We start from the raw sequence: 12,559 nt of genomic DNA, 5'->3' as shown, positions 1-12,559 counted from the left end.
CATGAGGGGAGGGGATCCGGCGGCCACCGGCACGCGCCTGCGCCTGAGCCCGGGCAGCTCTCCTTGACCTCCTTGAACCTCCAGAAGGTGTCGAACCATGACAGTCGCCATCGACCGAGCGACCGGCAAGCGGCGCGGTGAGCGGGAACCGCGACCCGGGCCGGCCCAGCGGCTGAAGAACGGCTTCCACAAGCACTGGTACGCCTACGCGATGATCGCCCCGGTGGCCGTCGTGCTCGGCGTCCTCGTGGTGTACCCGCTGGTGTACGGCCTGTACCTCACCCTCACCGACGCCACCAGCCTCAACACCGCCCGCACGATCGGCGTCAACCACATCGACGCCACGTACAAGTTCATCGGCCTGGACAACTACGCCGACATCCTCTGGGGCCCGACGGCCTACGACCGCTTCTGGTCGCACTTCCTGTGGACGGTCTTCTGGACGGCGGCCTGTGTCGCCCTGCACTACGGCATCGGTCTCGGCCTCGCCCTGCTGCTCAACCAGAAGCTGCGCGGCCGCACGCTCTACCGGATGATCCTCGTGCTGCCCTGGGCGGTGCCGACCTTCGTCACCGTCTTCGGCTGGCGCTTCATGCTCGCGGACGGCGGTGTCATCAACACCGCCCTGGAGGGCCTGGGTCTGCCGACACCGCTGTGGCTGGAGGACACCTTCTGGCAGCGGTTCGCCGCGATCATGGTCAACACCTGGTGCGGTGTGCCGTTCATGATGGTCTCGCTCCTCGGCGGCCTGCAGTCGATCGACGCGAGCCTCTACGAGGCCTCCGAAATGGACGGCGCCAACGCCTGGCAGCGATTCCGCTACGTCACCCTGCCCGGTCTGAGGTCCGTCAGCACGACGGTCGTACTCCTCGGTGTCATCTGGACCTTCAACCAGTTCGCCATCATCTTCCTGTTGTTCGGCAACACCGCACCGGACGCCCAGATCCTCGTCACGTGGGCCTACCAACTGGGCTTCGGGCAGCAGCCGCGCGACTACGCCCAGTCCGCCGCCTACGGAATCCTGCTCCTGTCCATCCTGATCGTCTTCACCTCCTTCTACCGCCGCTGGCTGAACCGCAACGAGCAGCAGCTCACGATCTGAGGCAGGAGTTCCCCATGAGTACGACCACCGTCGAGAGCTCCGCACCGGCCGGCGAGCGGCGCCCCGCGACCGCCCCCGGCAAGGTCCGCGGCCGCAGCGAACACAGCCGCCGCGCCTCCCTCGCCTCCCACGCCGTGCTGATCGTCGCCAGCCTGACCGCGCTTTTCCCGGTCGCCTGGCTGGTCTTCCTGTCCCTCGGACCGGACAAGGACGACTACCTCCACCCCGGGCGCATCTGGGGCAAGGTGTCGCTCGACAACTACACCTACGTCCTGCAGGACACCGGCTTCTTCGACTGGCTGAAGAGCACGCTGGTCGTGGTGCTGGGCACGACGCTCATCGGCGTCGTCGTCGCCGCGTCCACCGGCTACGCGGTCTCCCGCATGCGGTTCCCCGGCTACCGGAAGCTGATGTGGGTGCTGCTGGTCACCCAGATGTTCCCGATCGCGGTACTGATCGTGCCGATGTACCAGATCCTCTCGGATCTGCAGCTCATCGACAGCTACCTTGGTCTCATCCTGGTCAACTGCACCACGATCGTGCCGTACTGCGCCTGGCTGATGAAGGGCTATTTCGACACCATCCCGTTCGAGATCGACGAGGCCGGGCGCGTCGACGGGCTGACCCCCTTCGGCACGTTCGCGCGGCTCATCCTGCCGCTCGCCAAGCCGGGCCTCGCGGTCGCGGCGTTCTACAGCTTCCTCACCGCCTTCGGTGAGGTCGCGTTCGCCTCGACGTTCATGCTGAGCGACGACAAGTACACGTTCGCCGTCGGTCTGCAGACGTTCGTCAGCGAACACGACGCGCAGCGCAACCTGATGGCCGCGACGGCGGTACTGATCGCGATACCGGCCGCCCTGTTCTTCTACCTCGTGCAGAAGAACCTGGTGACCGGGCTCACCGCCGGCGGCACGAAGGGGTGACGCACGCGCCCCTCGGGGCGCCGCCGAACCGCACTTCACGAGCCCGAGGCGGCCGCGGCGCCCATCCGACCCCGCTGTGCCGCGGCCGCCTCGTCACCCCACCCACGCCTTCCATGACCGACCTCCTGTTACGCATCAAGGACGACATGAGCCAGCACTCAGCTGCACCGACCCCCACCCCCACGTCTGCTGTGGCCGTCGCAAAGCGCCGCGACTGGTGGCGGGACGCGGTGATCTACCAGGTGTACCCGCGCAGCTTCGCCGACAGCAACGGTGACGGCATGGGCGACCTGGAAGGTGTCCGCACCCGCCTGCCGTACCTGCGCGCCCTCGGCGTGGACGCCGTGTGGCTCAGCCCCTTCTACGCCTCTCCGCAGGCCGACGCCGGCTACGACGTCGCCGACTACCGTGCTGTCGACCCCATGTTCGGCAACCTCCTGGACGCCGACGCACTCATCCGCGACGCCCACCGGCTGAGCCTGCGGATCATCGTCGACCTGGTCCCCAACCACTCCTCCGACCAGCACGAGTGGTTCAAGCGGGCCGTCGCCGAGGGCCCGGGCTCCTCGCTGCGGGAGCGCTACCACTTCCGCCCCGGCAAGGGCGAGAACGGCGAGCTGCCGCCCAACGACTGGGAGTCGATCTTCGGAGGCCCGGCCTGGACCAGGGTCACCGAACCCGACGGCACGCCCGGCGACTGGTACCTGCACCTCTTCGCCCCCGAGCAGCCCGACTTCAACTGGGAGCACCCGGCGGTCGGCGACGAGTTCCGCTCCATCCTGCGCTTCTGGCTGGACATGGGCGTCGACGGCTTCCGCATCGATGTCGCCCACGGTCTGGTGAAGGCGCAGGGGCTGCCCGACCTTGGATCCCACGACCAGGTGAAACTGCTGGGCAACGATGTCATGCCGTTCTTCGACCAGGACGGTGTGCACGAGATCTACCGGCAGTGGCGGCTCATCCTCGACGAGTACTCGGGCGAGCGCATCTTCGTCGCCGAGGCCTGGACCCCGACCATCGAGCGGACCGCGCACTACGTCCGCCCCGACGAGCTGCACCAGGCCTTCAACTTCCAGTACCTCAGCACCCACTGGGACGCCGAGGAGATGCGCGAGGTCATCGACCGCACCCTGGACGCCATGCGCCCGGTCGGCGCCCCCGCCACCTGGGTGCTGTCCAACCACGACGTGACCCGGCACGCCACCCGCTTCGCCAACCCGCCCGGCCTCGGCACCCAGATCCGTCTGGCCGGGGACCGCGAACTGGGCCTGCGCAGGGCCCGGGCCGCGAGCCTGCTGATGCTGGCGCTGCCCGGCTCGGCGTACGTCTACCAGGGCGAGGAGCTCGGCCTGCCCGACGTCGTCGACCTGCCGGACGAGGTGCGCCAGGACCCGGCGTACTTCCGGGGCGCGGGCCAGGACGGCTTCCGTGACGGCTGCCGGGTGCCGATCCCGTGGACCAGGACGGGTTCGTCGTACGGCTTCGGTGACGGAGGCAGCTGGCTGCCCCAGCCCGAGGGCTGGGGCGAGCTGAGCGTCGAGGCGCAGAGCGGAGAGGCCGGCTCGACCCTGGAGCTGTACCGGGCCGCGCTGCGCGTGCGCCGTGAGCAGCCCGACCTCGGCGCCGGCACCTCCGTGGAGTGGCTGCGGGCGCCCGAGGGCGTGCTGGCCTTCCGGCGCGGGGAGTTCGTGTGCGTCGCGAACACCACCGGCGAGTCGGTGGCGATGCCGGCGTACGGCCGGGTGCTGGTGGCGAGCGGGGAGATCGTCGAGGTCGACGACGAGGCGAAGGTGCCGGCCGACACCACGGTGTGGTGGACCACCGCGACCGCGGGGACCCGCGCCTGATTTTCCTTTGAATTTCGTACGGCCCGCTGCCCTTTCGGGTGGCGGGCCCTTACTATCTGCGTCACCGCAAGGTTTCTGAACCTTGCAGCAAGAACCTTCAACGAAGAAGGAAACCCCACATGGCACGCAGATACCTCGCCACCGCCGTCGCGCTCGCCGCGGCTTCGGTTGTCATGAACCCAACTGGTGCGCAGGCCTCCCCACCTGGCACCAAGGACGTCACCGCCGTCCTCTTCGAGTGGAACTTCGCCTCGGTCGCACGCGAGTGCACCACCACCCTCGGGCCGGCCGGATACGGCTACGTCCAGGTCTCGCCGCCCGCCGAGCACATACCGGGCTCGCAGTGGTGGACCTCGTACCAGCCGGTCAGCTACAAGATCGCCGGCCGGCTCGGCGACCGCGCGGCCTTCCAGAACATGGTGAACACCTGCCACGCGGCCGGCGTCAAGGTTGTCGTCGACACCGTCATCAACCACATGTCGGCGGGCAGCGGCACCGGGACCGGCGGCTCGTCGTACACGAAGTACAACTACCCGGGCCTGTACTCGTCGTACGACTTCGACGACTGCACCAGCCAGATCAGCAACTACCAGGACCGCTGGAACGTCCAGCACTGCGAGCTGGTGGGTCTCGCCGATCTGGACACCGGGGAGTCCTACGTCCGCGGCGCCATCGCCGGGTACATGAACGACCTCCTCTCCCTCGGTGTCGACGGCTTCCGCATCGACGCGGCCAAGCACACGGACGCCGCTGATCTCGCCAACATCAAGTCACGGCTCACGAACACCTCCGTGTACTGGAAGCAGGAGGCCATCTACGGGAGCGGCGAGGCCGTCCAGCCCACCGAGTACACGGGCAACGGGGACGTGCAGGAGTTCCGGTACGCCTATGACCTCAAGCGCGTCTTCAACAGCGAGAACCTCGCCTACCTGAAGAACTACGGCGAGGGCTGGGGCTACATGAGCAGCTCCGTTTCCGGTGTCTTCGTCGACAACCATGACACGGAACGCAACGGCAGTACTCTGAACTACAAGGACGGCGCCAATTACACCTTGGCCCACGTCTTCATGCTCGCTTGGCCCTACGGCGCCCCGGACGTCAACTCCGGCTACGAGTTCTCGGACACGGATGCGGGCCCGCCCAACGGCGGCACGGTCAACGCCTGCTGGCAGGACGGATGGAAGTGCCAGCACAACTGGCCGGAGATCAAGTCCATGGTCGCCTTCCGCAACGCAACGCACGGTGGGTCGGTCACCAACTGGTGGGACAACGGCAACGACGCCATCGCGTTCGGGCGGGGCAGCAAGGGCTTCGTCGCTATCAACCACGAGTCGGGCTCGCTGAGCCGGACGTACCAGACGTCGCTGCCTGCCGGGACGTACTGCGATGTGCAGAGCAACACGACCGTGACGGTGAACTCCAGCGGCCAGTTCACGGCCACCCTGGGCTCGAACACTGCCCTGGCGATCTATGCCGGGAAGTCAGGCTGTTGAGTTTCCTGACGGGGTGCCGGGTTCCGTTCAGGAACCAAGTGGCCGGTGAAGATTCGAACCGTCGCGTGATCGCAGCGGACTGGAACACGCTTGCTCATAGAGCGCACGGTTTCGGTTGGATGTGATCTTTGGGGCGGTGGGTCGACCGTGCGCCCGTACGGTGATCGGCATGAAGCTCCGGTACAACGTACGTGTGTACCCGAGCGCTTCTCGGCGAGCCAGTCTGGCGAGGGCGTTCGGGTGCGCCCGCGTCGTCTGGAGCGACGCCCTTCGACTGCGTCGTGACGCCTATGGGCAGGGTCTGCCGCGCCCGACGGCGGCCGAGTTGTCGAAGCGGGTCATCACCGAGGCCAAGAAGACTCCGGAGCTGGGCTTGGCTCGGTGAGGTGTCCGTGGTGGTGCTCCAGCAGTCCCTGCGGGACCTGGAGACCGCGTACAGCAACTTCTTCACATCGAGGAACGGCACCCGCGAGGGGCCGAAGATGGCCCCGCCGAAGTTCAAGAAGAAGACGGCCCGGCAGGCGGTCCGGTTCACGGCGAACGCCTGCTGGTCCATCACGAGGGGCGGCAAGCTGCGGCTGCCGAGGATCGGCGAAGTCGAGGTGCGCTGGTCGCGCCGGCTGCCCTCAAAGCCGTCGTCGGTGACGGTCATCAAGGACCCTCCGGCCGCTACTTCGCCTCGTTCGTCGTCGAGGTGGAGGACAAGCCGCTGCCCGAACTGGATGCGGAGGAGACGGACACGGGGATCGACCTGGGCCTGTCCTGCTATGCCGTGCTGCGTGGCCGGAGGATCGCTTCCCCGAAGTTCTTCCGCCGCCAGGAACGCAAGCTCAGGCGGGCTCAGCGGGCTGTGTCTCGCAAGCAGAAAGGGTCGAACAACCGGCGCAAGGCCAAGCATGCCGTGGCGAAGATCCATGCGCGCATCGCCGACCAGCGACGCGACTTCATGGAGCAGGAGACCACCCGCATCGTCCGCGAGAGCCACGCGGTCTACGCGGAGGACCTGAACGTGAAGGGCATGGCCACCCGTCGCGGCACGCTCGGCAAGAGCGTCCACGACCAGTCCCTCGGCAGGTTCGTCCGCACCCTGGAGGCCACATGCCTACGGTACGGGCGGACCTTCATCAAGATCGACCGGTGGTTCCCGTCCACCCAGCAGTGCTCCGCCCCAGGGTGCGGGCGCCTGACCGGTCCCAAGGGCCGCCACGGGCTGCACGTTCGCGTGTGGACGTGCACGGAGTGCCGAACCCGGCACGACCGGGACGAGAACGCCGAGGCCAACATACGCGCCGCTGGACGGAAACGTGCCGCTGAAATCCGGCACGAGGCGGAGCGTCAAAACGCCTGTGGAGAGCACGCCAGACCCCGCAAGCCGGGGCAGGGCTCGATGAAGCAGGAACCCACCCGAAGCTCCGCTGCTGCGCGCGGCAGGGCAGGCGGGAATCAACCACGTTCACGTGGTTGAGGACGTCAAATCCTGGCCAACGTCTTCCTGGGGCAGGCGGACACTAAGTCCGACCCGTTCGCGAGGTCGAACGATGTCGCCTTCAGCTGTACAGGCGGCTGGGTCTGCTGAGACAGACCAACTCGCCCTGCTGAAAGCTCTTACCGATCGTTTCAAGACTCTTGCTGAAAAGCTTGCGGCGGCGATACGGTCGCGCGGGGTCGGACCCGAAGAGCCGTACGTCGCAAGGAGTCCACATCTTGAAAGCGAGATGGCCGGTGCCGTCGAGGCGTCGAACCGCGCATGCCGGACGGGTCGCCGCGGTCACCGTGACCGCGCTGGCCGCAGCGCTCGTTCAGCCGCTCGCCGCCGGGGCGGCCACCCCGCCGGCGCCCCCGTCCGACGCCAGGCTGGCCGCCCAGCCCGCCCGGCACGACGCCACCCGTGAGCAGTTCTACTTCGTTCTGCCGGACCGTTTCTCCAACGGCGACCCGCGCAACGACAAAGGCGGCCTGACCGGCTCCCGCCTCGCCACCGGCTACGACCCCACCGACAAGGGCTTCTACCAGGGCGGCGACCTCAAGGGCCTGACCAAGAAGCTCGACTACATCAAGGGCCTGGGCACCACCGCCCTCTGGATGGCTCCGATTTTCAAGAACCAGCCGGTACAGGGCAACGGCTCTAACGCCTCGGCGGGCTATCACGGCTATTGGATCACGGATTTCACCCAGGTCGACCCGCACTTCGGGACGAACCAGGACCTGGAGAACCTCATCTCCAAGGCCCACGCCAAGGGCATGAAGGTCTTCTTCGACGTCATCACCAACCACACGGCGGATGTCGTCGACTACGAGGAGAAGTCCTACGACTACCTCTCCAAGGGCGCCTTCCCGTACCTGACGAAGGACGGGAAGCCGTTCGACGACGCCGACTACGCGGACGGGCGACGGGACTTCCCCGAGGTCGGCACCGGCTCCTTCCCGCGCACCCCGACCGTCCCCGCGGCGAAGAAGAACGTCAAGGTCCCGTCGTGGCTCAACGACCCGACGATGTACCACAACCGCGGCGACTCCACCTTCGCCGGTGAGAGCTCCGCGCACGGCGACTTCTCCGGGCTCGACGACCTGTGGACCGAACGGCCCGAGGTCGTGCGGGGCATGGAGAGGATCTACCAGCGCTGGGTACGGGACTTCGACGTCGACGGCTTCCGGATCGACACCGTGAAGCACGTCAACATGGAGTTCTGGACGCAGTGGGCCACCGCCCTCGACGCGTACGCGGCCAAGCGGGGCCGTGACGACTTCTTCATGTTCGGCGAGGTCTACTCGGCCGACACGGACGTCACCGCCCCCTACGTCACCCAGGGCCGCCTCGACGCCACGCTCGACTTCCCCTTCCAGGAGGCGGCCCGCCAGTACGCCTCGCAGGGCGGCAGTGCCCAGCAGCTCGCGGGAGTCTTCGGCGACGACTACAAGTACACGACCGGCAAGGCCAACGCGTACGAGCAGGTCGCCTTCCTCGGCAACCACGACATGGGCCGCATCGGATCGTTCCTGAAGCAGGACGACCCGAAGGCCACCGACGCCGAACTCCTCGCCAAGGACGAGCTCGCCAACGAGCTGATGTTCCTCAGCCGCGGCAACCCCGTCGTCTACTACGGCGACGAACAGGGCTTCACCGGCCCGGGCGGCGACAAGGACGCCCGGCAGAGCATGTTCGCCTCGCGCACCGCCGACTATCTCGACGACGACCGCATCGGCACCGACCGCACCCACGCCGAGGACGCCTACGACACCAGGGCCCCGCTCTACCGGCAGATCAGCGCCCTCGCCCGGCTCCGCAAGGCCAACCCGGCCCTCACCGACGGCGTCCAGCAGCAGCGGTACGCGGCCGACGGCCCGGGCGTCTACGCCTTCTCCCGCACCGACGCGAAGACCGGCACCGAGTATGTCGTCGCCTTCAACAACGCGGGTGAGGCGAAGACCGCGAGCTTCCCGACCGGCTCGGCCGGCATGACCTTCAAGGGCATCCACGGCACCGACGCCTCCCCGAAGAGCGACGGCGACAAGAAGCTCACCGTCACCGTCCCGGCCGGCGCGGCGGTCGTCCTCAAGGCGTCCGGCAGGCTCGCCGAGCCCGCCACCGCGCCCACGATCACCCTGAAGGCCCCGGCCGCCGGCGCCACCGGCACCGCGGAGATCTCCGCGGACGTGGACGGCGGGCAGCTCAACCGGGTCGTCTTCGCCGCCCAGACCGGCAACGGAAAGTGGCAGACCCTCGGCTCCGCCGACCACGCCCCCTACAAGGTCACCCACACCCTCGGGAAGAACGTGGCCCCCGGCACGGCCCTGCGCTACAAGGCCGTCGTGATCGACTCGGCCGGCCGCACCGCGAGCGCCCTCGCCGCCTCCACCACCGGCACTCCGCCCGCCGAGGAGCCGCCCACCGCCTCCTCCCGCGACTACGCGATCGTCCACTACAAGCGCGCCGACGGGGACTACGCCGACTGGGGCCTGTACGCCTGGGGCGACCTCGCCGAGGGCGAGGCCACCGAGTGGCCGAAGAGCCACCCCTTCACCGGCCGCAACGCCTACGGTGCCTTCGCCTGGGTCAAGCTCAAGCCCGGCGCCTCGAACGTGGGCTTCCTCGTCATCGACAAGGACGGCGACAAGGACGTCTCCACCGACCGCACGATCGACGTCACCAAGACCGGTGAGGTCTGGATCGAGCAGGGCAAGGACACCGTCACCACCGAGCGCCCCGACTCTCCGGCGCCCGACAAGACCAAGGCCGTCCTGCACTACCACCGGGCCGACGGGAACTACGACGGCTGGGGCCTGCACGTCTGGACCGGCGCCGCGAACCCCACCGACTGGTCGAACCCCCTGAAGCCGGTGAAGACTGATTCCTATGGCGCTGTCTACGAGGTGCCGCTCACCGAGGGTGCCACCGGCCTCAGCTACATCATCCACAAGGGCGACGAGAAGGACCTGCCCATCGACCAGTCGCTCGACCTCAAGGCGAACGGCCACGAGGTGTGGCTGGTGAACGGCCAGGAGAAGTACCTGCTCCCGCAGCCCGCGGGCACCGCGGCGGCCCTCGACCCGACCACCTCCAAGGCCGTCTGGATCGACCGGAACACCCTCGCCTGGAACGGCTCCGACGCCGCCGCCTCCACCCAGCTGCTGTACTCCCGCGACGGTTCGATCGCCGCGAAGGACGGCGCCCTGACCGGTGACGCGAAGTGGCTGCGCCTGTCGAGGGGCGAGCTGTCCGAGGCCCAGAAGGCGAAGTTCCCGCATCTGAAGGAGTACGACGCCTGGACCGTCGACCCGCGCGACCGCGACCGGGTCCGCGAGGCCCTGCGCGGCCAGGTCGTCGCCACCCAGCATGCGGCGAACGGGGCGGTGCTCGCCGCGACCGGCGTCCAGATCGCCGGAGTCCTCGACGACCTGTACCCCGGCGCCACCAAGGCCGGCCTGGGGCCGACGTTCTCCAAGGGCCGCCCCACGCTGTCCGTGTGGGCGCCGACCGCACAGTCCGTCGCCCTGGAACTCGGCGGCAAGGCCGTCCCCATGCGCCGCGACAGCGCCACCGGTGTCTGGTCCGTCACCGGCCCGAAGTCCTGGAAGGGCAAGCCCTACCGGTACGTCGTGAAGGTCTGGGCGCCCAGTGTCCGCAAGGTCGTCACCAACAAGGTCACCGACCCCTACTCCCTCGCCCTCACCGCCGACTCGAAGCGCAGCCTCGTCGTCGACCTGGACGACAAGGCGCTGAAGCCGTCGGGCTGGTCGGCGTACACCAAGCCCCGGGCCGTACCGCTGAAGGACGCGCAGATCCAGGAGCTGCACATCCGGGACTTCTCCGTGGAGGACCGGACGGCGAAACACCCCGGCACCTACCTCGCCTTCACCGACAAGGCCGCCGACGGCGGCAAGCACCTGCGCGAGCTGGCGAAGGCGGGCACCTCCTACGTCCACCTGCTGCCCGCCTTCGACATCGCCACCATCCCGGAGAAGAAGGCCGACCAGGCGAAGCCCGACTGCGACCTGGCCTCCTTCCCGGCCGACTCCGACAAGCAGCAGGAATGCGTCGGGAAGACCGCCGCGAGGGACGCCTACAACTGGGGCTACGACCCGTACCACTACACGGTCCCCGAGGGCTCCTACGCCACCGACCCGGACGGCACCGCCCGCACGGTCGAGTTCCGCAGAATGGTGAAGGCCCTCAACGACGACGGGCTGCGAGTCGTCATGGACGTCGTCTACAACCACACCGCCGCGAGCGGCCAGGCCGACACCTCCGTCCTGGACCGGATCGTGCCCGGTTACTACCAGCGGCTCCTCGCCGACGGCTCGGTCGCGAACAGCACCTGCTGCGCCAACACCGCCACCGAGAACGCCATGATGGGCAAGCTCGTCGTCGACTCGATCGTCACCTGGGCGAAGGAGTACAAGGTCGACGGCTTCCGCTTCGACCTCATGGGCCACCACCCGAAGGCCAACATCCTCGCGGTCCGGGGGGCCCTCGACGCGCTGACCCTCAAGAAGGACGGCGTCGACGGCAAGAAGATCATCCTCTACGGCGAGGGCTGGAACTTCGGCGAGATCGCCGACGACGCCCGGTTCGTCCAGGCCACCCAGAAGAACATGGCCGGCACCGGCATCGCCACCTTCTCCGACCGTGCCCGTGACGCGGTCCGCGGCGGCGGCCCCTTCGACGAGGACCCCGGAGTCCAGGGCTTCGCCTCCGGCCTGTACACCGACCCCAACTCCTCGAAGAACAACGGGACTCCCGCCGAGCAGAAGGCCCGCCTGCTGCACTACCAGGACCTCATCAAGGTCGGCCTCTCCGGCAACCTCGCCGGCTACCGGTTCACCGACACCGCGGGCAAGGAGGTCAAGGGCTCCGAGGTCGACTACAACGGCGCCCCCGCCGGCTACGCCGACGCCCCCGGTGACGCCCTCGCCTACGCCGACGCCCACGACAACGAGTCCCTGTTCGACGCGCTCGCCTTCAAGCTGCCCGCTTCGACGAGCGCCGCCGACCGGGCCCGGATGCAGGTCCTGGCCATGGCGACGGCCACCCTCTCGCAGGGCCCGGCCCTCTCCCAGGCGGGCACCGACCTGCTGCGCTCCAAGTCCCTGGACCGCAACTCCTACGACAGCGGCGACTGGTTCAACGCCGTCCACTGGAGGTGCGAGGACGGCAACGGCTTCGGCCGCGGACTGCCCATGGCGGCCGACAACACCGACAAGTGGCCGTACGCCAAGCCCCTGCTGAGCACGGTCAAGGTGGGCTGCGAGCAGATCGAGGGCACCTCGGCCGCCTACCGCGACCTGCTGCGGATCCGCGGCACCGAGAAGGACTTCTCCCTCGGCACGACCGAGCGGGTGCAGTCCCGGCTGTCCTTCCCGCTGTCCGGCGAGGACGAGACACCCGGCGTGATCACCATGCGTCTCGGTGATCTCGTCGTCGTCTTCAACGCCACGCCGGAGAAGCAGGAACAGCGCGTCCCGGCACTCGCCGGGGCCGGTTACCGGCTGCACCCGGTGCAGGCGGCGGGGGCGGACTCTACCGTCAAGTCCTCCTCCTACGCGGTCGAATCGGGCACGTTCGCCGTTCCGGGGCGTACGGTCGCCGTCTTCACCCGGTCCGCCGGATAGCGCACTACGTTGGGTGGGACGGGCCGTGACCCACCGCCCCTCCCACCCCCCCCCCCACCCCCTGGGACGGGGGTGTTGCAGTAC

General features: G+C 68.4%; 7 protein-coding genes. All 7 read left to right on the top strand.

The window, feature by feature from the left end:
• The first annotated feature begins 97 nt into the window (after window positions 1–97).
• Window positions 98–1,102 carry a sugar ABC transporter permease gene (locus ABZ281_RS16840; RefSeq protein WP_356656168.1) on the top strand — a complete coding sequence of 335 codons (1,005 nt, stop codon included), beginning with the start codon at window positions 98–100 and terminating at the stop codon, window positions 1,100–1,102.
• Between the two features lie 14 nt (window positions 1,103–1,116).
• The gene (locus ABZ281_RS16835; protein ID WP_356656166.1) at window positions 1,117–2,025 is read left to right on the top strand and encodes a carbohydrate ABC transporter permease; all 909 of its coding nucleotides are present in this window, start codon (window positions 1,117–1,119) and stop codon (window positions 2,023–2,025) included.
• Between the two features lie 146 nt (window positions 2,026–2,171).
• Window positions 2,172–3,872 (top strand): glycoside hydrolase family 13 protein, encoded by a 1,701-nt coding sequence (locus tag ABZ281_RS16830; RefSeq protein ID WP_356656172.1) that lies wholly within the window; start codon window positions 2,172–2,174, stop codon window positions 3,870–3,872.
• Between the two features lie 119 nt (window positions 3,873–3,991).
• Complete coding sequence (locus ABZ281_RS16825) at window positions 3,992–5,365, top strand: alpha-amylase family protein (RefSeq protein ID WP_356656164.1); 1,374 nt, start codon at window positions 3,992–3,994, stop codon at window positions 5,363–5,365.
• 169 nt (window positions 5,366–5,534) lie between these two features.
• Complete coding sequence (locus ABZ281_RS16820) at window positions 5,535–5,750, top strand: helix-turn-helix domain-containing protein (RefSeq protein WP_356656162.1); 216 nt, start codon at window positions 5,535–5,537, stop codon at window positions 5,748–5,750.
• Between the two features lie 66 nt (window positions 5,751–5,816).
• On the top strand, window positions 5,817–6,830 hold the full coding sequence (locus ABZ281_RS16815) for an RNA-guided endonuclease TnpB family protein (RefSeq protein WP_356656170.1): 1,014 nt from the start codon (window positions 5,817–5,819) through the stop codon (window positions 6,828–6,830).
• Window positions 6,831–7,069: 239 nt separating this feature from the next.
• The gene (pulA, locus tag ABZ281_RS16810) at window positions 7,070–12,475 is read left to right on the top strand and encodes a pullulanase-type alpha-1,6-glucosidase (protein ID WP_356656160.1); all 5,406 of its coding nucleotides are present in this window, start codon (window positions 7,070–7,072) and stop codon (window positions 12,473–12,475) included.
• Window positions 12,476–12,559 lie beyond the last annotated feature (84 nt).

It is taken from the genome of Streptomyces sp. NPDC006265 (assembly GCF_040613555.1).
GTDB lineage: Bacteria > Actinomycetota > Actinomycetes > Streptomycetales > Streptomycetaceae > Streptomyces.
Note: the sequence above shows the minus strand (reverse complement) of the source record. Positions and strands in the feature narration are given on the sequence as shown.

Coding starts and splice junctions, on each gene's coding strand:
- ABZ281_RS16840 (WP_356656168.1), top strand. CDS start 98: ATGACAGTCGCCATCGACCGAGCGACCGGCAAGCGGCGCGGTGAGCGG.
- ABZ281_RS16835 (WP_356656166.1), top strand. CDS start 1,117: ATGAGTACGACCACCGTCGAGAGCTCCGCACCGGCCGGCGAGCGGCGC.
- ABZ281_RS16830 (WP_356656172.1), top strand. CDS start 2,172: ATGAGCCAGCACTCAGCTGCACCGACCCCCACCCCCACGTCTGCTGTG.
- ABZ281_RS16825 (WP_356656164.1), top strand. CDS start 3,992: ATGGCACGCAGATACCTCGCCACCGCCGTCGCGCTCGCCGCGGCTTCG.
- ABZ281_RS16820 (WP_356656162.1), top strand. CDS start 5,535: ATGAAGCTCCGGTACAACGTACGTGTGTACCCGAGCGCTTCTCGGCGA.